The 24,601-nt window shown below is 56.1% G+C and carries 25 protein-coding genes and 1 other RNA gene; 13 read left to right on the top strand and 13 right to left on the bottom strand.

Annotated features, from left to right (window positions below):
• Nucleotides 1–122: transketolase-like TK C-terminal-containing protein (locus K2184_RS22375; protein ID WP_074177884.1), on the top strand; the 122-nt coding region annotated here is incomplete at its 5' end.
• A gap of 211 nt (nucleotides 123–333) precedes the next feature.
• Here the strand turns inward: K2184_RS22375 and K2184_RS22380 are convergent.
• From K2184_RS22380 to K2184_RS22400, 5 genes are read right to left on the bottom strand one after another with little or no spacing between them, the layout of a single operon-like run.
• The gene (locus K2184_RS22380; protein WP_047720690.1) at nucleotides 334–990 is read right to left on the bottom strand and encodes an ABC transporter ATP-binding protein; all 657 of its coding nucleotides are present in this window, start codon (nucleotides 988–990) and stop codon (nucleotides 334–336) included.
• Nucleotides 984–1,661 carry an ABC transporter ATP-binding protein gene (locus K2184_RS22385; RefSeq protein ID WP_004115322.1) on the bottom strand — a complete coding sequence of 226 codons (678 nt, stop codon included), beginning with the start codon at nucleotides 1,659–1,661 and terminating at the stop codon, nucleotides 984–986. Before K2184_RS22385 ends, K2184_RS22380 begins: the two co-directional genes overlap by 7 nt.
• Nucleotides 1,649–2,356: an energy-coupling factor transporter transmembrane component T gene (locus K2184_RS22390; protein WP_016809860.1), complete on the bottom strand. Its 708-nt coding sequence runs from the start codon at nucleotides 2,354–2,356 to the stop codon at nucleotides 1,649–1,651. Before K2184_RS22390 ends, K2184_RS22385 begins: the two co-directional genes overlap by 13 nt.
• Nucleotides 2,357–2,935 carry an ECF transporter S component gene (locus K2184_RS22395; protein WP_004115317.1) on the bottom strand — a complete coding sequence of 193 codons (579 nt, stop codon included), beginning with the start codon at nucleotides 2,933–2,935 and terminating at the stop codon, nucleotides 2,357–2,359.
• Nucleotides 2,936–2,957: 22 nt separating this feature from the next.
• Nucleotides 2,958–3,383, bottom strand: coding sequence for a PPC domain-containing DNA-binding protein (locus tag K2184_RS22400; RefSeq protein ID WP_004105632.1), 426 nt, complete (start codon nucleotides 3,381–3,383; stop codon nucleotides 2,958–2,960).
• Nucleotides 3,384–3,760: 377 nt separating this feature from the next.
• On the opposite strand from K2184_RS22400, the gene epd reads away from it, so the two are divergent.
• The 7 genes from epd (at nucleotide 3,761) to srsR (ending at nucleotide 10,866) form a co-directional block, all read left to right on the top strand.
• The gene (gene epd, locus K2184_RS22405) at nucleotides 3,761–4,780 is read left to right on the top strand and encodes an erythrose-4-phosphate dehydrogenase (RefSeq protein ID WP_016809857.1); all 1,020 of its coding nucleotides are present in this window, start codon (nucleotides 3,761–3,763) and stop codon (nucleotides 4,778–4,780) included.
• A 51-nt stretch (nucleotides 4,781–4,831) separates the two neighbouring features.
• Nucleotides 4,832–5,995, top strand: a complete 1,164-nt coding sequence (gene pgk, locus K2184_RS22410) for a phosphoglycerate kinase (RefSeq protein WP_004105627.1) — start codon at nucleotides 4,832–4,834, stop codon at nucleotides 5,993–5,995.
• 97 nt (nucleotides 5,996–6,092) lie between these two features.
• Nucleotides 6,093–7,172: a class II fructose-bisphosphate aldolase gene (gene fbaA / locus K2184_RS22415; RefSeq protein ID WP_004105626.1), complete on the top strand. Its 1,080-nt coding sequence runs from the start codon at nucleotides 6,093–6,095 to the stop codon at nucleotides 7,170–7,172.
• A 189-nt stretch (nucleotides 7,173–7,361) separates the two neighbouring features.
• Nucleotides 7,362–8,219, top strand: coding sequence for a small-conductance mechanosensitive channel MscS (locus tag K2184_RS22420; protein WP_163525428.1), 858 nt, complete (start codon nucleotides 7,362–7,364; stop codon nucleotides 8,217–8,219).
• A 148-nt stretch (nucleotides 8,220–8,367) separates the two neighbouring features.
• The gene (gene argO / locus K2184_RS22425) at nucleotides 8,368–9,003 is read left to right on the top strand and encodes an arginine exporter ArgO (protein WP_016809856.1); all 636 of its coding nucleotides are present in this window, start codon (nucleotides 8,368–8,370) and stop codon (nucleotides 9,001–9,003) included.
• 90 nt (nucleotides 9,004–9,093) lie between these two features.
• The gene (locus K2184_RS22430) at nucleotides 9,094–9,849 is read left to right on the top strand and encodes an oxidative stress defense protein (RefSeq protein WP_004105619.1); all 756 of its coding nucleotides are present in this window, start codon (nucleotides 9,094–9,096) and stop codon (nucleotides 9,847–9,849) included.
• Nucleotides 9,850–9,969: 120 nt separating this feature from the next.
• Entirely contained in the window at nucleotides 9,970–10,866 is an 897-nt protein-coding gene (srsR, locus tag K2184_RS22435) for a LysR family transcriptional regulator SrsR (protein ID WP_024274707.1), read from the top strand.
• Here the strand turns inward: srsR and K2184_RS22440 are convergent.
• The 5 genes from K2184_RS22440 to argP form a co-directional block, all read right to left on the bottom strand.
• The gene (locus K2184_RS22440; RefSeq protein WP_126468290.1) at nucleotides 10,863–12,329 is read right to left on the bottom strand and encodes an acetyl-CoA hydrolase/transferase family protein; all 1,467 of its coding nucleotides are present in this window, start codon (nucleotides 12,327–12,329) and stop codon (nucleotides 10,863–10,865) included. The genes srsR and K2184_RS22440 overlap by 4 nt on opposite strands.
• A 23-nt stretch (nucleotides 12,330–12,352) precedes the next feature.
• Complete coding sequence (gene scpB, locus K2184_RS22445) at nucleotides 12,353–13,138, bottom strand: methylmalonyl-CoA decarboxylase (RefSeq protein ID WP_004105613.1); 786 nt, start codon at nucleotides 13,136–13,138, stop codon at nucleotides 12,353–12,355.
• A 10-nt stretch (nucleotides 13,139–13,148) separates the two neighbouring features.
• The gene (gene meaB / locus K2184_RS22450) at nucleotides 13,149–14,144 is read right to left on the bottom strand and encodes a methylmalonyl Co-A mutase-associated GTPase MeaB (protein ID WP_004115304.1); all 996 of its coding nucleotides are present in this window, start codon (nucleotides 14,142–14,144) and stop codon (nucleotides 13,149–13,151) included.
• Nucleotides 14,137–16,281 (bottom strand): methylmalonyl-CoA mutase, encoded by a 2,145-nt coding sequence (gene scpA, locus K2184_RS22455; protein ID WP_163525429.1) that lies wholly within the window; start codon nucleotides 16,279–16,281, stop codon nucleotides 14,137–14,139. The genes meaB and scpA overlap by 8 nt, the downstream gene beginning before the upstream one ends.
• Nucleotides 16,282–16,479: 198 nt before the next feature.
• Nucleotides 16,480–17,373 carry a DNA-binding transcriptional regulator ArgP gene (gene argP / locus K2184_RS22460; protein ID WP_004105608.1) on the bottom strand — a complete coding sequence of 298 codons (894 nt, stop codon included), beginning with the start codon at nucleotides 17,371–17,373 and terminating at the stop codon, nucleotides 16,480–16,482.
• Nucleotides 17,374–17,542: 169 nt separating this feature from the next.
• Between argP and rpiA the strand changes: the two genes are divergently transcribed.
• Complete coding sequence (gene rpiA, locus K2184_RS22465) at nucleotides 17,543–18,202, top strand: ribose-5-phosphate isomerase RpiA (RefSeq protein WP_004105606.1); 660 nt, start codon at nucleotides 17,543–17,545, stop codon at nucleotides 18,200–18,202.
• A 269-nt stretch (nucleotides 18,203–18,471) separates the two neighbouring features.
• Nucleotides 18,472–19,704: a phosphoglycerate dehydrogenase gene (gene serA, locus K2184_RS22470; RefSeq protein WP_064370306.1), complete on the top strand. Its 1,233-nt coding sequence runs from the start codon at nucleotides 18,472–18,474 to the stop codon at nucleotides 19,702–19,704.
• 375 nt (nucleotides 19,705–20,079) lie between these two features.
• On the opposite strand, the gene K2184_RS22475 is transcribed toward serA, so the two are convergent.
• From K2184_RS22475 to zapA, 3 genes are all read right to left on the bottom strand, one after another.
• The gene (locus tag K2184_RS22475; protein WP_016809852.1) at nucleotides 20,080–20,676 is read right to left on the bottom strand and encodes a 5-formyltetrahydrofolate cyclo-ligase; all 597 of its coding nucleotides are present in this window, start codon (nucleotides 20,674–20,676) and stop codon (nucleotides 20,080–20,082) included.
• Between the two features lie 100 nt (nucleotides 20,677–20,776).
• A non-coding RNA gene (gene ssrS, locus K2184_RS22480) (6S RNA) lies at nucleotides 20,777–20,960 on the bottom strand.
• A gap of 41 nt (nucleotides 20,961–21,001) precedes the next feature.
• The gene (gene zapA, locus K2184_RS22485) at nucleotides 21,002–21,331 is read right to left on the bottom strand and encodes a cell division protein ZapA (protein ID WP_004105598.1); all 330 of its coding nucleotides are present in this window, start codon (nucleotides 21,329–21,331) and stop codon (nucleotides 21,002–21,004) included.
• A 165-nt stretch (nucleotides 21,332–21,496) separates the two neighbouring features.
• Between zapA and K2184_RS22490 the strand changes: the two genes are divergently transcribed.
• The 3 genes from K2184_RS22490 to ubiH are packed head-to-tail and all read left to right on the top strand — an operon-like array spanning nucleotide 21,497 to nucleotide 24,595.
• Nucleotides 21,497–22,075 carry a YecA/YgfB family protein gene (locus K2184_RS22490; protein WP_016809851.1) on the top strand — a complete coding sequence of 193 codons (579 nt, stop codon included), beginning with the start codon at nucleotides 21,497–21,499 and terminating at the stop codon, nucleotides 22,073–22,075.
• Between the two features lie 28 nt (nucleotides 22,076–22,103).
• On the top strand, nucleotides 22,104–23,420 hold the full coding sequence (gene pepP, locus K2184_RS22495) for a Xaa-Pro aminopeptidase (RefSeq protein ID WP_004105594.1): 1,317 nt from the start codon (nucleotides 22,104–22,106) through the stop codon (nucleotides 23,418–23,420).
• Nucleotides 23,417–24,595, top strand: coding sequence for a 2-octaprenyl-6-methoxyphenyl hydroxylase (gene ubiH, locus K2184_RS22500; protein WP_064372036.1), 1,179 nt, complete (start codon nucleotides 23,417–23,419; stop codon nucleotides 24,593–24,595). The genes pepP and ubiH overlap by 4 nt, the downstream gene beginning before the upstream one ends.
• Nucleotides 24,596–24,601 lie beyond the last annotated feature (6 nt).

Genomic DNA, 24,601 nt, shown 5'->3' on the forward strand with positions numbered 1-24,601 from the left:
GCCTGAACGGCGCGATCGTTGGCATGACCACCTTCGGTGAGTCAGCGCCGGCGGAGCAGCTGTTTGAAGAGTTTGGCTTCACCGTGGACAACGTTGTCGCGAAAGCGAAAGCGCTGCTGTAGTCCTTCCCCCTTCCCGGGGGGCGGCGCGGTAAAGCCGCGCCTTGCCCGGGCTACGGGGCCAGCGCGGTCGGGTAGTCCGGACCGGTGCGCGGCACCGCCAGCGGGAAAAGCATCTGGTATCACCGTGAAAAACGCGGTTGCCAGAGCGGAAGCGCAGGTGTGATTATTCTCACAGCCTGATAAAACGGGTCGCTCAGGCGGCCCGTTTTTTTTAAACCACTCGCAGCAGTCTGCCTTTTTCCAGGCGCACCTGGCGGGAAAAGTGCCGCTGTGTAAAAGCCGCGTCATGGCTAATAGCCACTACGCTGGTTCCTCTTTTGCGGCAAACCGTCAGCCACGCTTCAAATATTGCCAGCCAGTGCCGATCAAAATCGCGGCTGGGTTCGTCGAGCAGCAGGATCTCTGGCGCCATGGCTTCCAGACAGGCGACGGCGACCATACGGCGCTGGGCGGTATGCAAATCCAGCGGATGCGCATCAGCTACGCTCTCCAGACTGCATAAACGCAGCGCCGCCGCGGTGCGTTGCGCAACTTCCACTGCCGGTAATTTCTGTAACCGCAGCCCATAGGCGACCTCTTCAGAGACTTTGCTGTGGAAGAGCTGGTTTTCGGCCTCCTGAAACAGGACGCCGATAATTTTGGCGCGCTGACGATTTTTATACTGCGCCATCGGCTTATTCAACAGATTGACGCTACCGGACGTTGCCGACAGCAGCCCGGCCATTACCCGCAGCAGGGTGGATTTTCCCGCGCCGTTATCGCCGGTAAGCGCCAGCCATTCGCCCTGGCCGAGCGTCAGGGAGATGTTTTGCAAACAATCATCCGCCGCGCCGGGCCAGCGCCAGGTTACCTGATTCAACGTCAACATAGCGGGGAAAGCGCTCCATCATGTAGTCGCCATCCCTGCTGACACCAGGCAAGAAAAGGCGAAGGGGTGCGTTCAAAAAGGATGATCAGTGAATGCTGCTCCAGCGCCCAGTCCCGCAGACGTGTCAGAAGCATGGCGGTAGCTTGCGCCGTCAGGCGGCTAAAGGCTTCATCAAGGATCAGTAGCGTTGGCTGCATAGCCAGCGCGCAGGCGATCGCCACGCGCTGGGTTTCTCCACCGGAGAGCGTGGACGGATGGCGGTGACGTAACTCCTGGCACTCCATCAGCGAGAGCGCCGCGTCAACACGACGCATAATCTCGTCTTCGTGAAGGCAAAGATTTTCAGGGCCAAAAGCGACCTCTTCTTCGACGCTGAAGGTACAACCGGAAAGCTGGAGATAGGGGGATTGCTGGACCAGCTGGATGGTCTGCGCCCGTTCGACCAGCGATTGCTGTCCAATAGGGATGCCAAGCAGAGTGCCATGACCTTCGATATCGCCGGGCAGAAAATCCGGATACCAGCCCGCCATGATCTGCGCCAGAGTGCTTTTCCCGCTGCCGTTATCGCCAAAAATCGCCACCATGCCGGGCTGCGAATAATGGAAATCAAAGCATGATGAAGGACCCGTTGCCCGGGTCGGGTGATAACGGAACTGTTCTAACGTAACCATAGCCAGGCTCCCGCTTCAGCGACCATCGCCAGCAGCATGCCGTAACGCGCCAGACGTTGTAAGGTGCTGTCTTTCGGCGCCCAAAGCGTAGTGCGCCGACGATGTAAACGAAATGCCCGCATATCCAGCGCCGCCCCGCGTATCGCCAGATCGTTAAGCGCGTTATGGGTCAGAGGGATAATGAGCGCAGGCATTGCGCGCAGCCGCTGATATCCATTCTCGTCCAGCGGTACGCCGCGGGCGCGTTGGGCTTCGTGGATAATCGTCAACTGGCGCTTTAGCTGTTCGACAACCAGCAGCGGGCCAGCGAACAGATAAGCGACGCCCGGCGGCAGGCGTGAGGCAAACAGGGCGCGAATAAAGCGCTGTACCGGTACGTACTCCATCCAGAGCTGTGACGTGGAAACAATCGCCAGAATTCTCAGCCACAGCGTGATGGCGTTCGCCCAGCGCTGCGGGTCGCGGGGCTGGCCGCTCAGCCACTGGGTAAACCAGCCGCCGTGGACCAGCCACAGGCCAATGCCCAGCGAGAGTAGTAGCCAGGCGACATATTTTGCCCGCCGTCGCGTTGCTTTTAGCAGCACTAAACTGAGAAAAGCCGCGGCGCTATACACCGGCAGCACCGTATCCGTCGGTAGCAGCAGCGTGGTCACTGCCGCCAGCGCCCAGAGCGTTAAGGAGGTAAAAGGGTGCATTTAGCGTACGGCGGACATAGCAGGAAAATGGCGCAACGTACGCAGCGGCAGCTGGCGCAACAGGGTCCAGACGATAATCGCGGTAAGAATTTTATCCACCAGATTGGCGCCTAAGACGGTAATCGCCACCGACTCCAGCAGATTCTGACCTACCGAATGCATCCAGGCGACGAACAGATCCGCACCGCTTCCCGTCACGCCGCCAAACAGCGCCGTCCGCAGCGGCACGGCAACCACGGTCACGGCGAGGGTAATGACAACCCCGCTAACGATCACCTTAGGTAAAGTGCGGAACCATCCCGCTCTCGCCAGCCATCCGGCAACCAGGCCAATCACCATAGCCACTGGCGCGAAGGCGGCGGCAATCGGATCGGTCAGCAGACCCCACAGAAGATTGGTCAGTAAACCGGTCAACATGCCAATGACCGGTCCGAGTAGAACCGCGCTGATTAAGGTGCCGATTGAATCGAGAAAAATGGGAAGTTTTAACATACTGATGAGCTGTCCGCCGATCATGTTGATGGCGACGGCGATCGCAATCAGCACCAGGGACTGGCTGGTAAATTGGCGACGAGCCATAGAAACCTCTTTAAGGGAAAAGTTATCGGGATGAGATGACCAGTTCGTCATAGCCGGAAAGCGCGCAAGGCTGACGGCTAAATGCCAGGGAGGTCAGTTCGCCTATCACCAGCTCAAGGGTGGTGCGGACGGTACAGCCGGGCATCATATGGCCGCCGAGCATCGCGCCTTGCGGATCGGATATCGCTAAATGAAGATGTTCTCCTTTCAATTCCAGCGTGCCATTCAGCGAGATAACCTCGTAGGTTCCGTTCAGTAAGGTGGTCTCATCCTGGCCGGCAAAACGTAGTGCCGCATTGCTTAAGCTACCGGTACAGCCGGCGATCCAGGCTGCCTGAATATGGTGCAGTTGCAGGAAGGCGCGCAGGCGTGAAAAAACCTCCTCGCCCGGAAGTAAGCGAAGCGCATAGTAACGTGCCGCAGAGGGCTGCAAGTGGGGAATGGTCATCTTTTTCGAGGGACTCCGAGACTCGGACGTAGCGGCAATAATATCGCCGCTGTTCAGTATGGTTTCTGATATAAATCAGTAATTGCGGCACGACAACGAAAAGATCTTGCTACGCTTATTCGTAATTCTGGAATATGGAATAAATGCCGCCCCAGAAGGGGTAAAAGTGTGATGTAAGTCAGATAAATGGTTTCTCCAGCTGGACAATCATTCCTTTTATTCCTCGTTTGGCTTATTCTAGCTGAAGCGTTTCAGTCGTCTAAATGTTCGACAATTAATCAATCAGTCGCAGTTTGCGACAGGTAAGGTTCCCCTTAGAGCGTCGCTGCATTACTCTGTCAGCCACCTCATATCATGGATAGCCTTGCAGGAGACCTATGACCATACGCATTGCGATTAATGGCTTCGGTCGCATCGGGCGTAACGTGGTTCGTGCTTTGTATGAATCCGGACGTCGTGCGGAAATCACCGTGGTGGCAATCAATGAACTGGCGGATGCTGCCGGCATCGCGCATTTATTGAAATATGACACCAGCCATGGACGCTTTGCCTGGGATGTGCGCCAGGAGAGAGAGCAGCTGTTTGTCGGCGATGACGCCATCCGTCTGCTGCATGAATCTTCCCTTGAGGCGTTGCCCTGGCGGGAACTGGCGGTTGATGTGGTGCTTGACTGCACCGGCGCTTATGGCAGCCGCGAGCATGGCGAAGCCCATCTGCGGGCCGGCGCGAAGAAAGTGCTCTTTTCACATCCTGGCGGCAACGATCTCGACGCGACGATCGTGTTTGGCGTCAACCATGATGAGCTGCGCGCTGAGCACCGTATCGTCTCCAACGCCTCCTGCACCACCAACTGCATTATTCCGGTCATTAAGCTGTTAGATGATGCCTACGGCATAGAGTCAGGAACGGTAACCACGATTCACTCCGCGATGCACGATCAGCAGGTTATCGATGCTTACCATCCGGATTTGCGCCGGACGCGAGCGGCCAGTCAGTCGATCATCCCGGTTGATACTAAGCTTGCTGCGGGGATCACGCGTATTTTCCCTCAGTTTAACGATCGCTTTGAAGCTATCGCGGTCCGTGTACCGACGATTAATGTGACGGCGATCGACCTTAGCGTCACGGTGAAAAAACCGGTAAAAGCGAGTGAAGTCAACCAGTTGCTGCAAAAAGCAGCACAGGGTGCATTTCATGGTATAGTTGACTATACGGAATTGCCGTTAGTCTCGATAGATTTCAACCACGATCCGCATAGCGCCATCGTCGATGGCACGCAAACGCGGGTAAGTGGCGCGCATTTGATCAAAACGCTGGTCTGGTGCGATAACGAATGGGGCTTTGCTAACCGGATGCTCGACACCACGTTAGCGATGGCCGCACAAGGTTTCAGGTAAGGCGCTCAGGCGCCTGCAAAACTTTATCAAGAATCAACGAGAGGATTCACCATGTCTGTAATTAAGATGACCGATCTGGATCTGGCTGGTAAACGCGTTTTTATCCGTGCGGATCTGAACGTACCGGTTAAAGAAGGGAAAGTAACCAGCGATGCGCGTATCCGTGCTTCTCTGCCGACCATCGAACTGGCCCTGAAACAGGGTGCGAAAGTGATGGTCACTTCCCACCTGGGTCGTCCTACCGAAGGCGAGTACAACGAAGAATTCTCTCTGCTGCCGGTTGTTAACTACCTGAAAGACAAACTGTCTAACCCGGTACGTCTGGTTAAAGATTACCTGGACGGCGTTGAAGTCGCTGCCGGCGAGCTGGTGGTTCTGGAAAACGTTCGCTTTAACAAAGGCGAGAAAAAAGATGACGAAGCGCTGTCGAAAAAATACGCTGCGCTGTGCGATGTCTTCGTTATGGATGCGTTCGGTACTGCTCACCGCGCGCAGGCTTCTACTCACGGTATCGGCAAATTCGCTGACGTCGCTTGTGCAGGTCCGCTGCTGGCCGCTGAGCTGGACGCCCTGGGTAAAGCGCTGAAAGAACCGGCTCGTCCGATGGTGGCTATCGTCGGTGGTTCTAAAGTTTCCACTAAACTGACCGTTCTGGACTCCCTGTCTAAAATCGCTGACCAGCTGATCGTCGGCGGCGGCATCGCCAACACCTTCGTTGCCGCTCAGGGCCACAACGTGGGTAAATCCCTGTACGAAGCCGATCTGGTTGACGAAGCTAAACGCCTCCTGACGACCTGCGATATCCCGGTTCCGACTGACGTTCGCGTAGCGACCGAGTTCTCTGAAACCGCAACCGCTACCCTGAAATCTGTTAACGACATTAAAGATGACGAGCAGATTCTGGACCTGGGCGATGCTTCCGCAGAGAAACTGGCTGAAATCCTGAAAAACGCCAAAACCATCCTGTGGAATGGCCCGGTCGGCGTGTTCGAATTCCCGAACTTCCGCAAAGGGACTGAAATCGTGGCTAACGCCATCGCAGATAGCGAAGCGTTCTCCATCGCAGGCGGCGGCGACACCCTGGCAGCAATCGACCTGTTCGGCATTGCTGACAAAATCTCCTACATCTCCACCGGCGGCGGCGCATTCCTCGAATTCGTGGAAGGTAAAGTTCTGCCGGCAGTAGCCATGCTCGAAGAGCGCGCTAAGCAGTAATTCAGTTCAGGCGGGGAGACCCGCCTGTTTTTCAGCGCGCGTAAAAGCTCGCGAACCTTCTTCAACGGTCGAAGATACAGATACAGGACTACGTAACATGTCTAAAATTTTTGATTTCGTAAAACCGGGCGTCATCACTGGCGACGACGTTCAGAAAGTGTTCCAGGTAGCTAAAGAAAACAACTTTGCTCTGCCAGCGGTAAACTGCGTGGGTACTGATTCCATCAACGCCGTTCTGGAAGCAGCTGCAAAAGTTCGTTCTCCGGTTATCGTTCAGTTCTCTAACGGCGGCGCAGCGTTCATCGCGGGCAAAGGCGTGAAAACTGACGTTCCTCAGGGCGCAGCCATCCTGGGCGCTATCTCTGGCGCGCATCACGTTCATCAGATGGCTGAACACTACGGTGTTCCGGTTATCCTGCACACTGACCACTGCGCTAAGAAACTGCTGCCGTGGATCGACGGTCTGCTGGACGCGGGTGAAAAACACTTCGCCGCGACCGGTAAACCGCTGTTCTCTTCTCACATGATTGACCTGTCTGAAGAGTCCCTGCACGAAAACATCGAGATCTGTTCTAAGTACCTGGCGCGTATGGCCAAAATGGACATGACTCTGGAAATCGAACTGGGCTGCACCGGCGGCGAAGAAGACGGCGTGGACAACAGCCACATGGACGCTTCCGCTCTGTATACCCAGCCGGAAGACGTTGATTACGCCTACACTGAGCTGAGCAAAATCAGCCCGCGTTTCACCATCGCCGCTTCCTTCGGTAACGTACACGGCGTTTACAAGCCGGGCAACGTGGTGCTGACCCCGACTATCCTGCGCGACTCTCAGGAATACGTTTCTAAGAAACATAACCTGCCGCACAACAGCCTGAACTTCGTCTTCCACGGCGGTTCCGGTTCTTCCGCTCAGGAAATCAAAGACTCCGTAAGCTACGGCGTGATCAAAATGAACATCGATACCGATACCCAATGGGCAACCTGGGACGGTATCCTGCAGTACTACAAAGCTAACGAAGCTTACCTGCAGGGTCAGCTGGGCAACCCGAAAGGCGAAGACCAGCCGAACAAGAAATACTACGATCCGCGCGTATGGCTGCGCGCTGCACAGACGTCCATGGTGACTCGTCTGGAGCAGGCATTTAAAGAGCTGAACGCGATCGACGTTCTGTAAGAAAGTTTCGTTTCTTACCCGGAAGCCCGCAGAAATGCGGGCTTTTTTATTATCTCAACGACATGAAATGTTGCTAAATAAATGTGATCAATTTGGCAAAACGGACTCTTTTTGTTTACCCTTAACCTGTTTGCAATTATCAGGTTTGGTTATTTTATTTCCCGTCCGGGTATCCATAAGGAAAGTTGAATGGAAGATTTGAACGTTGTCGATAGCATAAATAACGCCGGTTCATGGCTGGTGCGCAATCAGGCATTACTGCTGAGCTATGCCGTCAACATTGTCGCGGCCATCGCGATTATTATTGTTGGTCTGATCGTGGCGCGGATTGTTTCCAACACCGTCAATCGCCTGATGCGGGCTCGACATATTGACGCCACCGTTGCCGATTTTCTTTCTGCGCTGGTACGCTACGCCGTCATTGCTTTCACGCTGATCGCCGCCCTCGGCCGCGTGGGTGTGCAAACCGCTTCGGTTATCGCGGTACTTGGCGCCGCGGGCTTAGCCGTCGGTCTGGCGCTGCAGGGGTCGCTGTCTAACCTTGCTGCTGGGGTCCTGCTGGTCGTTTTCCGCCCATTCCGCGCTGGTGAATACGTTGACCTTGGCGGTATCGCGGGTACCGTGCTGAACGTGCAGATTTTCTCCACGACCCTGCGCAGCGCAGATGGCAAAATTGTGGTGGTACCGAACGGTAAAATCATTGCCGGGAATATCATCAACTTCTCTCGCGAGCCGGTACGTCGCAACGAGTTTATTATCGGCGTGGCCTACGATGCGGATATCGACCAGGTGAAGCAGCTGCTCACCAACATCATCGAATCGGATGAACGTATTCTCAAAGATCGTGAAATGACCGTTCGCATGAATGAACTGGGCGCTTCATCTGTGAACTACGTGGTGCGCGTATGGAGTAAGAGCAGCGATCTGCAAAGCGTGTACTGGGACGTCCTGGAGCGTATTAAGCGCGATTTTGACGCCAACGGCATCAGCTTCCCTTATCCGCAGATGGACGTTCATGTCATTCGTCCGCAGGAAAAAGCAGAATAATTTCCCTTTTAATACAGGCCGGTATATCCGGCCTTTTTTGTACCCAGTATTAGTCGTCCTTATTAGCGATTAAAATTTTCAATTTCCTCTAATGATTTCCGCACGCTATATTCCCCGGCATTGACTCTTTCAGTGGAAATTCCTCTCGATGTTATCGTATTACTTTCAGGGCCTTGCCCTGGGAGCGGCTATGATTTTGCCGCTCGGTCCGCAAAACGCTTTTGTGATGAATCAAGGTATTCGTCGTCAGTACCATCTGATGATTGCTTTGCTATGCGCCATCAGCGATCTGCTGCTTATCTGCGCCGGAATTTTTGGCGGCAGCGCGCTGCTGATGCAGTCCCCGTGGCTGCTGGCGCTGGTGACCTGGGGCGGCGTCGCTTTTTTATTGTGGTACGGTTTTGGCGCGCTGAAAACGGCCTTTAGTAGCAATCTGGAGCTGGCCAGCGCGGAGGTGATGAAGCAGGGGCGCTGGAAAATCATCGTCACCATGCTGGCGGTGACCTGGCTGAATCCTCACGTTTATCTGGATACGTTTGTGGTGCTCGGAAGCCTCGGCGGACAGCTGGAGATGGAGCCAAAGCGCTGGTTTGCCCTGGGCACCATCAGCGCCTCATTCTTATGGTTCTTTGGTCTGGCACTGCTGGCCGCCTGGCTGGCCCCGCGCCTGCGCACGGCAAAAGCGCAGCGAATTATCAACGTGCTGGTCGGTCTGGTCATGTGGATCATCGCGCTGGAGCTGGCGAAAGACGGCTTCGCTCATGTGCAGGCGCTGCTTAACTAAGCCTTGTCCGATGGACTTTCTCCGCGTAAGCGCTAAGCTTGCAGGCATGCGTCTGCGTATAGACGACCAATGTAAGATGGAGAAACGACAGTGAAGTTAAAAGTCATGGCCCTGGCGGCGGCACTCGGATTTAGCGCAATGGCAGTTCAGGCCAATGAATTGCCAAACGGCCCACATATTGTTACTTCAGGTACCGCCAGCGTCGCTGCGGTTCCTGATATCGCCACGCTGGCGATTGAAGTTAACGTCTCCGCGAAAGATGCGGCATCCGCTAAAAAACAGGCAGATGAACGCGTGGCCCAGTATCTCTCCTTCCTGGAGAAGAGCGGCATTGCGAAGAAAGACATTAACTCTGCCAACCTGCGTACCCAGCCTGATTATGATTATCAGAACGGCAAAAGCATTCTTAAGGGCTATCGCGCGGTGCGTAGCGTTGAAGTCACGCTGCGCCAGCTGGATAAGCTCAACGGGTTGTTAGATGGGGCATTAAAAGCCGGTCTGAACGAGATCCGTTCGGTCTCACTGGGCGTGGCGCAGCCGGACGCTTACAAAGATAAGGCGCGAAAAGCGGCGATTGACGATGCGATTCATCAGGCTCAGGAGCTGGCTAGCGGATTCCACGGCAAACTGGGGCCGGTTTATAGCGTTCGCTATCATGTCTCCAACTACCAGCCGAGCCCGATGGTGCGGATGATGAAAGCCGATGCGGCGCCGGTATCTGCTCAGGAAAGCTACGAGCAGGCGACCATTCAGTTTGATGACCAGGTGGACGTGGTGTTTGAGCTGCAGCCGACCCAGCCTGCGTCGCCAGCGAAACCGGCTGAAGAGCCAAAAGCAGCGCAGTAATCCTCCCGCCCGGCCTTCGCGCCGGGCTTTTTCTGTGACTATCTGTAAAAATGAGAGCGCAGCACAAGTCTTTTCCCTGAATGAGGTAAGGATAGATCCCTGTTTTCCTGTGAGGTGAGCATGGATATCTTTATTTCTAAAAAGATGCGCAATTTCATTCTGTTGGCGCAGACCAATAACATCGCCAGAGCGGCGGAAAAAATCCATATGACCGCATCGCCCTTTGGCAAAAGCATTGCTGCGCTTGAGGATCAGATCGGCTATACGTTATTTACCCGCAAAGATAACAGCATCAGTCTCAATAAAGCGGGGCAGGAGCTCTATCAGAAGCTGTTTCCTATTTACCAGCGCTTATCGGCCATCGATAACGAAATACACTATTCCGCGCGCCGCTCGCGCAACGTTGTTATCGGCATCGACAACACCTATCCGACGATAATTTTCGACCAGCTCATCAGCCTGGGCGATAAATACGATGGCGTGACCACCCAAGCCGTGGAGTTCAGCGAGAATGGCGTGATTGATAATCTTTTCGACCGTCAGCTGGATTTTATTATTTCGCCGCAGCATGTTTCGCCCCGCGTGCAGGAGCTGGAAAATCTGACCATCAGCGAGCTGGCGCCGCTGCGTCTGGGGTTTCTTGTTTCCCGCCGTTATGAAGATAAGCCGTCGCAGGATCTGTTACGTGAACTGCCCTGGCTGCAGATGCGTTTCCAGAATCGGGCCAATTTTGAGGCGATGCTGGACGCCTATATGCGCCCCTGCGGAATCAACCCGACGGTTATCTATCGCCCCTATAGCTTTATGGCGAAAATTAGCGCCGTAGAGCGGGGGCAGTTTTTAACGGTTATTCCTTACTTCGCCTGGCGTCTGGTAAATCCGGCGAAGCTGAAGTACTTCGACGCGCCCGGTAGCGCCATGTATATGCAGGAGTATCTCTATTCGCTGAAAAACCATCGCTATACCGCCACGATGCTTCAGCACATAACTGAAGATCGCGACGGTACGGAGGGCTAACCGAGCATTGAACCGTGCTCAAGCAGATTACGATGCAGGTCGAAGGCGTGGGTGAGGTCGTGGTGAATATGCCCGCCGGGAGCGCTCTGTAGATAGCGATGTAAATAGTCCCGGTAGAGCGGATGCGCGCAGTTATCAATGATAGCGCGGGCGCGCTGCAGCGGCGACAGCCCGCGCAGATCGGCGATACCCTGCTCGGTAACGATCGCCTTCACGCTGTGCTCGCTGTGATCGACATGGCTGCACATCGGCACGATAGTGGAGATCTTCCCGTCTTTGGCGATGGACGGCGCCATAAAGATAGAGAGCCAGGCGTTGCGTTCAAAATCGCCGCTACCGCCGATGCCGTTCATCAGATTCACCCCGGCTACGTGCGTGGAATTGGCGTGTCCGTAGATGTCAAACTCCAGCCCCACGTTGAGGGCGATAACCCCCAGACGGCGGATAATTTCCGGATGATTGGAGATCTCCTGCGGGCGCAGGACAATGCGGCTGGCGAAGAAATCCATATTGGCGTAAATCTTGCGCAACGAATCGGCGGATATTGTCAGGCTGGAGGCGCTGACGCCGGTGACTTTCCCTGTTTCCAGTAGATGGACTACCGACTCCTGTAAGACCTCGGAGTACATCATAAAAGAGGGAATATCCGGATTCTCACCCAGCCGCGCCATGACCGCGTTATTGATATTACCCACGCCGCTTTGCAGCGGCAAAAATTCAGGCGGGATGCGCCCGTGAGCCATCTCTTCCAGCAGAAAGGTGACCACGTTATCGGCAATTTTCTGACAAACCGGATTATTTTTATCGAGCAGGTTTCCGGCGTCGGGCAGTTCGGTCTCCACGACCGCGACAATTTTTTTCGGATCGATTTGCACGTACCGGCTACCCACGCGATCCATCGCATGAAAGATGGCGATGCTGTTGCGCCGCGGCGGGGCGCCGGGGAGCACGATATCGGCCAGCTCGGCAACCCGAGGGCTGTGATAATGATTGAGTTCGATGATCACTTTCTTCGCCCGTAGCAGCCAGGTGGGCGCGTTGCCGATACCGCTGGTGAGCCAGACCCGCCCGTCCGGCGCGATAGCCGAGGCTTCGATCACCGCGACATCAATCTCACCAAAGAAGCCGTAGTTAACCATTTGCGCCACTTCGCTCAGGTGCAGATCGACAAACTTCACTTTCCCCTGATTGATTTTTTGCCGCAGGCCCGACGCGGTCTGATACGGCGCGCGCCACGAGACGGCATCGGCTGCCGATAATGCATCATCGGCGGCGGCGCTAATTGACGCGCCGGTCAGCAGGCGGATCTGGAAAGGCTTCTGCGCCCGATGTAACTCACCGGCGCGGCGAGCGATAGCCGCGGGCAGCGCTTTGGGCGAACCGGCGGGAGTGAAGCCGCTGAACGCCACCATCTGGTCGTGCTGGATAATCTCCGCCGCTTCATCGGCGCTCATCCGTTTCATTTTGCACTCCTTAACCGGGATGATTAATGGCCGACGAATTCAGGTTTACGCTTTTCCATAAACGCGCTCATGCCTTCCCGATAATCCTCACTGTCGTAGACGGCGCGGCGCATTCCCTGAATACGTTCGAACTCATCGGAATTCATGGTGTGCGCCTCGCCAAGCACGCGCAGCTCTTCCTTAATGACCGCTATCGCCAGCGGCGCTTTCTCGGCAATGTGGTGCGCCATCTGTAAGGTAAAATCTTCCAGTTCGCCAGCGTCCACCACGTGATTGAGAATACCGACCGCCAGTGCGCGCTGGGCGGTAATCGGCAGGGCGGTGAAAATCAGCTCTTTCACGATATGAAAGCCAGCGTCACGGGTCAGATTGTGAATGCCGACCAGGTTGTAGGGCACGCCGAGATTCACCGGCGTCATGGAGAACGTTGACGTACTGGCGGCGATAATCAGATCGGAGCTCATGATCATCTCAAACGCGCCGCCCCAGACGCTCCCTTCGACCATGGAGATCACCGGTTTCGGATATTTTTGGATCATGCGGGTAATCTGGCGCAGCGGATCGTCATACGAAAGCGGATCGCGGCGTCCGCCGGGTAATTCGTGGATGTCATGGCCGGCGGAGAAAACTTTTGATCCGCCAGGCGCGCGTAAAATGACGCAGCGAATTTCCGGCCTGTTGAGGTCGCTCAACGCCTGCATCAGGTCGTCGATAAACACCTTGCTTAAGGCGTTAAGCTTGCGGCTATAGTTGAACTCAATCACCGCAACCTTCTGGATAATTTCGACGTTAACATATTGATAAGACATAACTATCCCTTTATGCAAAGTAATGATTCTGGAGGAATTCGCTAATCTGCCGCAGGCCGGTGCGCGGCGAGAGGCCATTGTTTTTCACCGCCTGTAGCGTTTGCTGGAAGTAGCGATCAAAGTCCGCTCGGGCAAACAGCAGATGCAGCGCCTCGGTTTCGGTCTGCTTTTGCAGCCACTCCAGCGCCTGACGCTGGCGCAGCTTTTCAAGATCGCCGCTGTCGGTGAGGGTGGTTTTGAAGTCAAGGATAGCGAGCCAGACGGCTTCGATACCGCGCTGCTCCAGCGCGCTACAGCTCAAAACACGCGGCTGCCACGCGGCGTGCTTGCGGCGCAGAATATGCAGGGCGGATTCATACATATGGCGGGTGATAGCCACGCTGGCGCGGTTCTCGCCATCATCTTTATTGATAACCACGATATCCGCCATCTCCATGATCCCTTTTTTAATGCCCTGCAGATCGTCACCGCCGCCGGCGATCTGCAGTGAGATGAAGCAGTCCACCAGGCGGGAGACCTCCGTTTCCGACTGGCCGACGCCGACGGTTTCGACAATGACCACGTCATAGCCCGCTGCTTCGCACAGCAGTATCAGCTCCCGCGTGCGCAGGCTGGTGCCGCCCAGATGGCCGCTCGAGGGCACCGGGCGGATAAATGCCGAGTCCGAGCGCGCCAGTTCGATCATGCGCGTCTTGTCGCCAAGAATGCTGCCGCCGCCGATTGGGCTGCTTGGATCGACCGCTATCACCGCGACCCGCAGGCCATGGCGAATCAGCAGCATGCCGACGGCTTCCAGAAAGGTACTCTTTCCGGCTCCCGGCGTGCCGGTGACGCCGAGGCGCAGGGCGTTGCCGGTGAAGGGCATAATCGCATCGACCAGCTGGGCGCTCAGCGCCTGGTGGCGGGGATGCTGACTCTCTACCAGCGTCATGGCCTGGGCGAGCGTGGCCCGCTCGCCCAAACGTAATCGCCGAATGGCGTCGCTCAGGGTGGATGAGTTAATCATGATGCTGGCTAATCCTCATCAGGACGTCGCGTACGCTCTCCAGCATCGGCGTGCCGGGGCCATAAATAGCGGCCACGCCGCGCGCCTGCAGAAACGCGTAATCCTGCGGCGGAATGACGCCGCCGGCGATGACGCAGATATCTTCCCGTCCCCATTTTTTCAACGCATCGACCAGCTCGGGGATCAGCGTTTTGTGGCCTGCCGCCAGCGATGAGGCGCCAACCACGTGTACGTCGTTCTCCACGGCGAGGCGGGCGATCTCCTCCGGGGTAGAAAACATCGGGCTCAGGTCAACATCGAAGCCAAGATCGGAATAGGCGCTGGCGATCACTTTGGCGCCGCGATCGTGACCGTCCTGACCCATTTTGGCGATCAGAATGCGCGGGCGACGGCCGCGATCCGCGAGGAATTTTTCGGTTTGCGCAACAATGGCGTCAAACTCGCAGGCGGCTTTATCTGACTGATGGTAGCTTTGCGCAATCACGCCGGTGACGCACTGGCTGGGCACCAGATAGCGGTCAAAAGCCACCTCCAGTGCGTCGGAGATTTCGCCCAGCGTGGCGCGCACGCGGGCGGCGTTGATGGCGGCGGCCAGCAGATTTTCATTATGCTGCGCGGCGTGGGTGAGGGCGTTCAGCGCGGCTTTTACCGTCACATCGTCCCGACTGGCCCGTATTTTTTTCAGCGAGGCGATCTGCTCGTTGCGTACCTTGACGTTGTCGATCTCCAGCACTGCCGTTTCATCTTCTTTTTCCAGCTTGTACTTATTGACGCCGACGATGACGCGCTTGCCCTGGTCGATCAGCGATTGCTCGCGGGCGGAGGCCTCTTCGATCATCCGTTTCGGCAGTCCGGCTTCGATCGCCTTCGCCATCCCTCCCGCTTCGTCGATCTGCTGCATAATGGCTCGCGCCTGCTTAACGATTTGATCGGTCAGCGACTCGACGTAATACGATCCCCCCAGCGGATCCACGGTGCGGCAGATCTCCGACTCCTCCTGAATGATGATCTGCGTATTACGCGCGATACGTGCGGAAAAGTCGGTGGGCAGGCCGAGCGCCTCATCAAAGGCGTTAGTATGCAGCGACTGGGTGCCGCCGAGCGTGGCGCCGAGCGCTTCGATGGTGGTGCGGATCACGTTGTTAAACGGATCCTGCTCGGTGAGGCTCCAGCCGGAAGTCTGGCAGTGGGTGCGCAGGGCTAACGATTTTGGATTGGTGGCGCCGAAGCCGCTCACCGCTTCGCTCCACAGATAGCGAGCGGCGCGCAGCATCGCGACGTTCATAAACAGATCCATGCCGATGCCGAAGAAGAACGACAGGCGCGGGGCGAAGTCATCGATTTTCAGGCCGGCGGAGAGCGCGGCCTTAATGTATTCGATGCCGTCGGCCAGGGTAAAGGCCACCTGCTGCACGCAGTTGGCTCCGGCTTCGCCCATGTGATAGCCGCTGATGCTGATGGTATTAAAGCGCGGCATATTGCCCGAACACCAGGCGATGATGTCGGCAATAATGCGCATTGAGGGCTTCGGCGGGTAAATATAGGTATTCCGGCACAGATACTCTTTCAGAATATCGTTCTGGATCGTGCCGGTGAGCCGTTCCGGCGCAACGCCTTGCTCTTCCGCCGCGACGATATAAAACGCCATTACCGGCAGCACCGCGCCGTTCATGGTCATCGACACGGACATTTCATCCAGCGGGATGCGATCGAACAGAATCTTCATATCTTCGACGGTATCGATCGCTACCCCCGCTTTCCCCACGTCGCCCGCCACGCGAGGATTGTCGGAGTCATAGCCCCGATGGGTCGCGAGATCGAAGGCGACGGAAAGCCCTTTCTGCCCGGCAGCGAGGTTGCGGCGATAGAAGGCGTTGGACTCTTTCGCGGTTGAGAAACCAGCGTACTGGCGGATGGTCCACGGCTGGGCGGTATACATGGTGGCGCGGGGGCCGCGGACGTAAGGCGGCAGGCCGGGCAGGGTGCCGGTCACTTCCAGATTATCAATATCGGCTTCGGTATACAGCGGTTTAACGGCAATCCCTTCTGCCGTCTGTTTTACCAGAGCATCGACGGTTTTTCCCCGCCGGCTAAGCTCCTTGTTGGCGAGCGTTTGCCACTCTCGTAACTCTGACATTTTGTGCTCCGTATGCGCAATAAAATAGGGTGTTGCAAATACGGTGAGCCTTTTAAGACGCTCTGTCGCCAGCAAAAAATAGCCATCAGCGCGTCGTTTTTTGCCGCATGAAATGTTCTATTTTGTGATGAATTTCAAAGATATGAATAGAAGAAGGTGGGTCATGCAGGCCGGACGGCGCCGACCTGCCTGGGAGGCTTAATCTTGTCTCAACACTTTATGGCCATAATCGATCAGCGCATCGGTCACCCGGCGCATCATACGGCTTTCCGGCGCAAAACGGTGCCAGTAGAGCATCCGACGCTGGAACAGGCCCGGCGTGAGATTAATAAGTTCGCCGCTGTTCAGCTCTCGCTCAATTTGCAGATGCGGAATCATACAGCAGGTTGTCCCCTGGCGGGCCAGCTGCACAAAGGCTTCCGAAGAGTTCACGATATGGCAGGGAACGCTGCCCGGCGGCAAATCGAAGTTCTGCTGTAAAAAGGCCTGGTGCATATCATCGAGATGATCGAATGCCACCACCGGCGCTTTGAGCAGCGCCGAGCGGGTCACCCCATTGGGGAAATAGCGCTGGGCAAACTCTTTTGAGGCGACGAACAGATAGTCGAGGGCGCCGAGCTGATCGACCAGGCAGCTTGGCAGCGCCTGCGGCTGGATACTGACCGCGCCGACGACTTCACCGCGGCGCAGGCGTTCCTGGGTTCGGGTCTCGTCCTCCACCTGTAGGTTCAGGCGAATAGGGGAGTCGGAAAGCACGCTGGAGAGCGCGGGCAACAGCCAGGTGGCGAGACTGTCGGCGTTGACCGCCAGCGACAGCAGCAGCGGCGTTGAGCCGGTTTGTTCATCGCCCAGCCACTCCTCTTCCAGCAGTTCAACCTGGCGCAGCAGGGCCAGCAGCTTTTGCCCCTGTTCGGTGGGACGCGGCGGTACGGTGCGTACCAGCAGCGGTTGTCCAAACATGTTTTCCAGCTGTTTGATGCGCTGAGAGACGGCGGACTGCGTAATACAAAGCTTCTGCGCGGCGCGCTCAAACCCTCGTTCCCTGATTACCGCGTCCAGCGCCTGTAGTGTTCTGTAGTCCGGTCGTTTCATTGCTCTGGCGTGCCCCCTAATACTTTTCGTTAACTCGCACTATGACATAAATTTGTTTTTGATGAAGATGAAAAAATGGCGACTGCGTTGTGTGATCGCCGTCGCAGGGACAATGACCCCCCTGATGTTCTATAATGCGCCACAGGAATTCACATCTCGGACCATAATCATGACGCAAGATGAACTGAAAAAAGCAGTAGGCTGGGCGGCATTGCAGTATGTACAACCGGGCACCATCGTTGGGGTCGGCACGGGCTCCACGGCGGCGCATTTTATTGATGCGCTGGGCACCATGAAAGGTCAGATTGAAGGCGCGGTTTCCAGCTCTGATGCCTCTACTGAAAAACTGAAAAGCCTCGGTATTACGGTTTTTGATCTTAACAGCGTTGACCGTCTTGGCATCTATGTCGACGGCGCTGATGAAATCAACGGCCATATGCAAATGATTAAAGGCGGCGGCGCGGCGCTGACGCGCGAGAAGATTATCGCTTCGGTCGCTGACAAATTTATCTGTATCGCTGATGCTTCCAAGCAGGTGGACATCCTGGGTAAATTCCCGCTGCCGGTGGAAGTGATCCCGATGGCGCGCAGCGCCGTGGCGCGTCAGCTGGTTAAGCTGGGCGGCCGTCCGGAGTACCGCCAGGGCGTCGTGACCGATAACGGCAACGTGATCCTCGATGTGTATGGTCTGGAAATCCTGGACGCTATTGCGCTGGAAAATACCATTAACGGTATTCCGGGCGTCGTGACCGTCGGCCTGTTTGCGAATCGCGGTGCGGACGTCGCGCTGATTGGCACCGCTGATGGTGTAAAAACTATCACTAAATAGTCTGAACCGAGGGAGCGAATTGCTCCCTCGCAAATATTTTTTCTCCAGGCCTATTTTGGTGACTTCTGTCACATTTATGCGCCTTGTCTTAGTAACAATCTACCTTTCTTTTACTTTCTGGTGTTTTGTCCTGCTATTTCCCGCTGATTGATATTTCTTCAGGTTGTCGACGCAAACGTTCATATTGCCGCAATAGTTTTTTTTGATATGTTGCTGAGAAGAACTTTCGTTCCGCACGACATCAGTTAAGACAAAAACAGGACGGGGAAATGGCTAAGGTATCACTGGAAAAAGACAAAATTAAATTTCTGCTGGTTGAAGGTGTGCATCAAAAAGCGGTGGACAGCCTCCGCGCAGCAGGCTACACCAATATCGAATTTCACAAAGGCGCGCTGGACAGCGAAGAGCTGAAAGCGTCCATTTGTGATGCCCATTTCATCGGCCTGCGTTCCCGTACTCATCTGACTGAAGAGATCTTCGCGGCGGCGGAAAAACTGGTTGCGGTTGGCTGCTTCTGTATCGGTACTAATCAGGTTGACTTAAATGCGGCGGCAAAACGCGGTATTCCGGTATTTAACGCCCCGTTCTCTAATACCCGTTCCGTTGCGGAGCTGGTGATCGGCGAGCTGCTGCTCATGCTACGCGGCGTGCCGGCGGCAAACGCCAAAGCGCACCGCGGCGTATGGAACAAGCTGGCGGTTGGCAGCTTTGAAGCACGCGGCAAAAAGCTGGGTATTATCGGCTATGGTCACATCGGTACGCAGCTGGGCATTCTTGCCGAATCGTTGGGGATGCACGTCTATTTCTACGATATTGAAAGCAAACTGCCGTTGGGTAACGCGACTCAGGTACAGCATCTCTCCGATCTGTTGAACATGAGCGATGTGGTAAGCCTGCACGTTCCGGAAAATGCCTCAACGAAGAATATGATTGGCGCGGAAGAGCTGGCGCTGATGAAACCGGGTGCGCTGCTGATCAACGCCTCACGCGGTACCGTGGTAGATATTCCGGCGCTGTGCGATGCGCTGGCGAGCAAGCACCTGGCGGGCGCGGCGATCGACGTGTTCCCGACCGAACCGGCGACCAACAGCGATCCGTTCAACTCTCCGCTGTGTGAGTTCGACAACGTTATCCTGACCCCGCATATTGGCGGCTCAACTCAGGAAGCGCAGGAAAACATCGGTCTGGAAGTGGCGGGCAAGCTGGCGAAATACTCCGATAACGGTTCTACGCTCTCTGCGGTGAACTTCCCGGAAGTGTCGCTGCCGCTGCACGGCGGGCGCCGTCTGCTGCATATCCATGAAAACCGTCCGGGCGTTCTGACCGCGATTAACCAGATTTTCGCCGCGCAGGGCATTAACATTGCGGCGCAGTATCTGCAGACCACTCCGCAAATGGGCTACGTGGTCATTGATATTGAAGCCGAAGAAGATGTGGCGCAGGCTGCGCTGCAGGCGATGAAGGCTATTCCTGGTACCATCCGCGCCCGTCTGCTGTTCTAACTCCTTTTATGCCAGCGGGCAGGTCATCGACCTGCCCCTTTTCTCCTGCTAGACCCTTCTGCAATTTCCCGTCGCCACCCAAAGCTTGCGAGTCTTGCCGCAAACGGCGATTAAAAACGTCGGATGTCGTTGTGCCTAAAAGAAAGGGATTTACGATAAAGACTCAGCGTGGGGCTGAAACGGGAAAGCCCCTACCGAGGCAGGGGCTCTAAAAGGAAAGGGACGATGATGAGACTCTTCATCATGCTGCTTATCCTGTTAATCATCGCCTGGCCAGCATATTAACAGAGAGAATGCAGGAGGGAGGTTCGCCTCCCTCACCCTTTACCCAGGAATTTAGGTGAAAAAAACAGCAATGTCAATTGTTCGGGCGTTTTACCAGAGCCAGGTTTTTGACGGCGTGATGACCGCTGGCAGCGGGATATCCCACTGCTCCGTTGGCAGCGCGTCGACCTGCTGGCAATCATGCGCGTAGCCGACCGGCTGCAGGCGATGCTGCCGCCAGTTTTGCAGCGTCCGGTCGTAAAATCCGCCGCCCATACCCAGGCGCTGTCCGGCGGCATCAAATGCTACCAGCGGCGTTACCAGCACATCCAGCTGGCTAAGTGGGAGGACATCGCGCACGTCGAGTTTCGGTTCGCGGATTTTCAGACGATTCACCACCAGCTCGCTGCTTGGGTGGTAGTGCAGAAACAGAAGATTGCCGGGGCTGAACGGATGAAGCACGGGGAGATAAACCCGTTTGCCTGCCCGCCAGAGCTGGTCAATAAGCGGCAGCGTATCCAGCTCGCCATCAAACGAAAGAAATACCGCGACCGTCTGCGCGAGCAGAACCGGCGGATAAGCCATCATTCTGTCCGCCGCCTGGAGGGCGAACTGCGTTTGCTGCTCCGGCGTTAACGCGCGTCGGCGCTGGCGGATCTGCTGGCGAATTTGCTGTCTGGTATAGGGGGCATCTGGCAATAGGGTCATACCTGAGTCTCATCGGTGAGCAAACGATACAAACAGGCGTAGTCTAATACACGACGGTAAAAGCCGAAAATTAACTTATGGGGGATAAAACGAAAGGAAGGGAATCTCCGAGATGCCGCCGCAGGCTGTAACCCTTGAACCCTTGGTTCAAGGTGAATGTGTCGTCACAGTTTTAAGGCTTCTCGGACGGACCGAGCATGCTCACCAACCGTGGAGCGCCACATTCTTGTGGTATGAAATATCGGCTCAGGGGACTGGCCCGCTTGCAAACATCTCAGAGAAATTTTGTTCTTGCGATTACTCTAACACAGTTAAATGCAAAGTGTTATTCAAACTTCTGCCCGGGTCTTTCGCTTATGCGACCTTGCTCAAGCAATGCTTGCTCGATGGTCTGCTGAAGCATCCGAATACGCTGTTCCATGCTGGCGGCGTAGTCGCGGGTTTTCGCTTTTTCCTGAGTCAACTCATAGCTGATGTTCAACGCGGCGATGAAGACCAGCTGCTCAGTATTTGTGACTCTAGTGCGTTCTTTTAAATCTTGCAACCGCTGATTCAGGTCGTCAGCTGCCTGGTTCAGGGCATCCCTTTGTTCAGGCGGGCAATTCACTCGCAGTGAACGGCCAAAAATTTGGAGATCTACGGGTTGTGCAGACATGCCACCTTCCTGCTGATTGACTGCGCGGCCTTCACGCCCTGGGAGGGTCTGCGAAGGGGCGACACTATAGCTACCCTGGTTCTAAGATACAAGCCCTATTCTGGTTCACCAGGGTCCAAAGTGGTAGCATATCATGAATATTCCTCCCAACGATGACGAATGCGCATGTCTATACAGAACGAAATGCCTGGTTACAACGCTGTAGACCAGTTACTGAACCAACAAGGGGTAGGATTAACCCCTGCCGAAATGCACGGTCTGATCAGCGGGATCCTGTGCGGCGGCAATAAAGACAGCAGCTGGCAGCCGTTGGTGCACGACCTGACCAACGAAGGCCTGGCTTTTGGGCATGAGCTGGCGCAGTCGCTGCGTAACATGCATTCCGCCACCAGTGATTCGCTGGAGGACGACGGCTTCTTATTCCAGCTCTACCTCCCGGATGGCGATGAGGTGAGCGTGTTCGATCGCGCCGATGCGCTGGCGGGTTGGGTGAACCATTTTCTGCTTGGGCTGGGCGTAACGCAGCCCAAGTTGGATAAAGTCAAAGACGAAACGGGTGAAGCCATCGACGATCTGCGCAATATTGCTCAGCTCGGGTATGACGAAGACGAGGATCAGGAAGAGCTCGAAATGTCTCTGGAAGAGATTATCGAATACGTACGCGTTGCCGCGTTGCTGTGTCACGACACTTTCTCTCTCCAGAAACCCACTGCGCCGGAAGTGCAAAAACCGACGCTACACTAATTAATCATTAAATCGTTCAGGGGGCGTCATGACTCAGCAGGAATTTCTCTCTCGTCGCCAGGCTCTACTGGCGCAGATGCAGCCAGGCAGCGCCGCGTTAATTTTTGCCGCGCCGGAAGCGGTACGCAGCGCAGATTCGGAATATCCCTACCGCCAGAGCAGCGATTTTTGGTACTTCACCGGCTTTAATGAGCCTGAAGCGCTGCTGGTATTGATTAAAAGCGATGAGACGCATAACCACAGCGTGTTGTTTAACCGCGTGCGCGATCTGACTGCTGAAATCTGGTTTGGCCGACGCCTTGGGCAGGATGCCGCGCCTGAGAAGCTGGGCGTCGATCGCGCGCTGGCATTTAGTGAAATCAATCAGCAGCTGTTCCAGCTCCTTAACGGCCTCGATGCTATCTATTTTGCGCAGGGCGAATATGCCTACGCCGACGAAATCGTGTTCAACGCGCTGGAAAAACTGCGCAAAGGCGTGCGGCAGAATCTGCAGGCGCCAAACTCGGTCATTGACTGGCGGCCGATGGTGCATGAGATGCGCCTGTTTAAGTCGGCGGAAGAGCTGGAGGTGATGCGCCGCGCAGGCGAGATCTCCGCCCTTGCGCATACCCGCGCCATGGAAAAATGTCGTCCGGGGATGTTTGAATATCATCTGGAAGGCGAGATCCTCCACGAGTTCAACCGTCACGGCGCGCGCTATCCCTCTTACAACACCATCGTGGGCAGCGGCGAAAATGGCTGCATCCTGCACTACACCGAAAACGAAAGCGAACTGCGCGATGGCGATCTGGTGCTGATTGACGCAGGCTGCGAATACCGCGGCTATGCGGGCGATATCACCCGAACCTTCCCGGTAAACGGCAAGTTTAGCCCGGCGCAGCGCGAGATTTACGATATCGTTCTTGAGTCTCTGGAAACCTCGCTGAAGCTTTATCGCCCCGGCACCTCCATTAACGAGGTTAATCAGCAGGTAGTGCGGATCATGATTACCGGCCTGGTGCGTTTGGGGATCCTGAAAGGTGAAATTGATGAGCTAATTGCTAATAACGCTCATCGTCCTTTCTTTATGCATGGCCTGAGCCACTGGCTGGGGCTCGACGTACATGATGTCGGCAACTATGACGTCGACCGCTCGCGTATTCTCGAACCGGGAATGGTGCTGACCGTGGAACCGGGGCTGTATATCGCGATGGATGCCGACGTCCCGGCCCAGTACCGCGGCATCGGCATTCGTATTGAAGACGACATCGTCATTACCGAAGACGGTAATGAAAACCTCACCGCTGGCGTAGTGAAAAAAGCGGATGATATCGAGGCGCTGATGGCGGCGGCGCGCCAGCTATGAGCGTACTGATCGTTGGCGGCGGAATGACCGGCGCGACGCTGGCGCTGGCAATATCTCGTCTGACCGGCGGTAAGCTGCCGGTGCACCTGATTGAAGCAACAGCGCCGGAATCTGCCCGGCATCCGGGCTTTGACGCCCGGGCAATCGCACTTGCTGCCGGCACCTGTCAGCAGCTGGCTCGCGTTGATATCTGGCAGGAAATTGCCGACCGCGCCACGGCTATTCAGCGCGTTCACGTCAGCGATCGCGGTCACGCGGGGTTTGTGACGCTCGAGGCTAAGGACTATGGGCTGGCGGCGCTGGGTCAGGTGGTTGAGCTGCACGACGTCGGCCAACGCTTGTTTGCCCAGCTGCGTAAAGCACCGGGCGTGACGCTACACTGTCCGGCAAAAGTGGAAAATGTTAGCCGCAGCGAAGAGAGCGTAAGCCTGGTTCTGGACAACGGTAATACGCTGAGTGGCAAACTCCTGGTCGCGGCCGATGGCTCGCGCTCAACGCTCGGGGCCCGCTGCGGTATCAGCTGGCAGCAAGAGCCCTATGAACAGCTGGCGATTATTGCCAACGTCAGTACCGCTGTGCCGCACAACGGGCGCGCCTTCGAGCGTTTTACCCAACACGGTCCGCTGGCGATGCTGCCCATGTCGCAGGGCCGCTGCTCCCTGGTGTGGTGTCATCCGCAGTCGCGGCAAGAAGAGGTCCTGAGCTGGTCGGACGAACGCTTCTGTCATGAACTTCAGCAGGCATTCGGCTGGCGTCTTGGCCGGATCGTCCAGGCAGGCAAGCGCAGCGCGTATCCGCTCTCGCTCACCCGAGCTACCCGCACCATTGCCCATCGTCTGGCGCTGGTCGGCAATGCGGCGCAAACGCTGCATCCTATTGCCGGACAGGGTTTTAACCTTGGCCTGCGCGACGTGATGAGCCTGGCGGAAATGCTGGCGCAGACGCATGCCGAAGGAGAGGATCCGGGTGGCTATTCGCTACTGAGTCGCTATCAGGCCCGCCGCGCCGCAGATAAAGCCGCCACCGTCGGTGTGACCGATGGGCTGGTGCATCTGTTCGCCAATCGCTGGGCGCCGCTGGTGGCGGGGCGCAATGCAGGCCTGATGGCGATGGAATTATTTACCCCGGCGCGCGATGCGCTGGCGCAGCGTACCCTCGGTTGGGTCCCCCGTTAAGGAGTG

The organism is Klebsiella sp. K5-306 (assembly GCF_051835185.1).
Taxonomy (GTDB): domain Bacteria; phylum Pseudomonadota; class Gammaproteobacteria; order Enterobacterales; family Enterobacteriaceae; genus Klebsiella; species Klebsiella oxytoca.

Bases quoted from the DNA above. Each gene is read 5' to 3' on its own strand.
- K2184_RS22380 (WP_047720690.1), bottom strand. From the start codon at position 990: ATGTTGACGTTGAATCAGGTAACCTGGCGCTGGCCCGGCGCGGCGGAT.
- zapA (WP_004105598.1), bottom strand. From the start codon at position 21,331: ATGTCTGCACAACCCGTAGATCTCCAAATTTTTGGCCGTTCACTGCGA.
- fbaA (WP_004105626.1), top strand. From the start codon at position 6,093: ATGTCTAAAATTTTTGATTTCGTAAAACCGGGCGTCATCACTGGCGAC.
- pgk (WP_004105627.1), top strand. From the start codon at position 4,832: ATGTCTGTAATTAAGATGACCGATCTGGATCTGGCTGGTAAACGCGTT.
- rpiA (WP_004105606.1), top strand. From the start codon at position 17,543: ATGACGCAAGATGAACTGAAAAAAGCAGTAGGCTGGGCGGCATTGCAG.
- pepP (WP_004105594.1), top strand. From the start codon at position 22,104: ATGACTCAGCAGGAATTTCTCTCTCGTCGCCAGGCTCTACTGGCGCAG.
- argO (WP_016809856.1), top strand. From the start codon at position 8,368: ATGTTATCGTATTACTTTCAGGGCCTTGCCCTGGGAGCGGCTATGATT.
- serA (WP_064370306.1), top strand. From the start codon at position 18,472: ATGGCTAAGGTATCACTGGAAAAAGACAAAATTAAATTTCTGCTGGTT.
- K2184_RS22385 (WP_004115322.1), bottom strand. From the start codon at position 1,661: ATGGTTACGTTAGAACAGTTCCGTTATCACCCGACCCGGGCAACGGGT.
- srsR (WP_024274707.1), top strand. From the start codon at position 9,970: ATGGATATCTTTATTTCTAAAAAGATGCGCAATTTCATTCTGTTGGCG.
- meaB (WP_004115304.1), bottom strand. From the start codon at position 14,144: ATGATTAACTCATCCACCCTGAGCGACGCCATTCGGCGATTACGTTTG.
- scpB (WP_004105613.1), bottom strand. From the start codon at position 13,138: ATGTCTTATCAATATGTTAACGTCGAAATTATCCAGAAGGTTGCGGTG.
- K2184_RS22395 (WP_004115317.1), bottom strand. From the start codon at position 2,935: ATGGCTCGTCGCCAATTTACCAGCCAGTCCCTGGTGCTGATTGCGATC.
- scpA (WP_163525429.1), bottom strand. From the start codon at position 16,281: ATGTCAGAGTTACGAGAGTGGCAAACGCTCGCCAACAAGGAGCTTAGC.
- K2184_RS22490 (WP_016809851.1), top strand. From the start codon at position 21,497: ATGTCTATACAGAACGAAATGCCTGGTTACAACGCTGTAGACCAGTTA.
- ubiH (WP_064372036.1), top strand. From the start codon at position 23,417: ATGAGCGTACTGATCGTTGGCGGCGGAATGACCGGCGCGACGCTGGCG.
- K2184_RS22390 (WP_016809860.1), bottom strand. From the start codon at position 2,356: ATGCACCCTTTTACCTCCTTAACGCTCTGGGCGCTGGCGGCAGTGACC.
- K2184_RS22475 (WP_016809852.1), bottom strand. From the start codon at position 20,676: ATGACCCTATTGCCAGATGCCCCCTATACCAGACAGCAAATTCGCCAG.
- K2184_RS22400 (WP_004105632.1), bottom strand. From the start codon at position 3,383: ATGACCATTCCCCACTTGCAGCCCTCTGCGGCACGTTACTATGCGCTT.
- K2184_RS22440 (WP_126468290.1), bottom strand. From the start codon at position 12,329: ATGAAACGGATGAGCGCCGATGAAGCGGCGGAGATTATCCAGCACGAC.
- epd (WP_016809857.1), top strand. From the start codon at position 3,761: ATGACCATACGCATTGCGATTAATGGCTTCGGTCGCATCGGGCGTAAC.
- argP (WP_004105608.1), bottom strand. From the start codon at position 17,373: ATGAAACGACCGGACTACAGAACACTACAGGCGCTGGACGCGGTAATC.
- K2184_RS22420 (WP_163525428.1), top strand. From the start codon at position 7,362: ATGGAAGATTTGAACGTTGTCGATAGCATAAATAACGCCGGTTCATGG.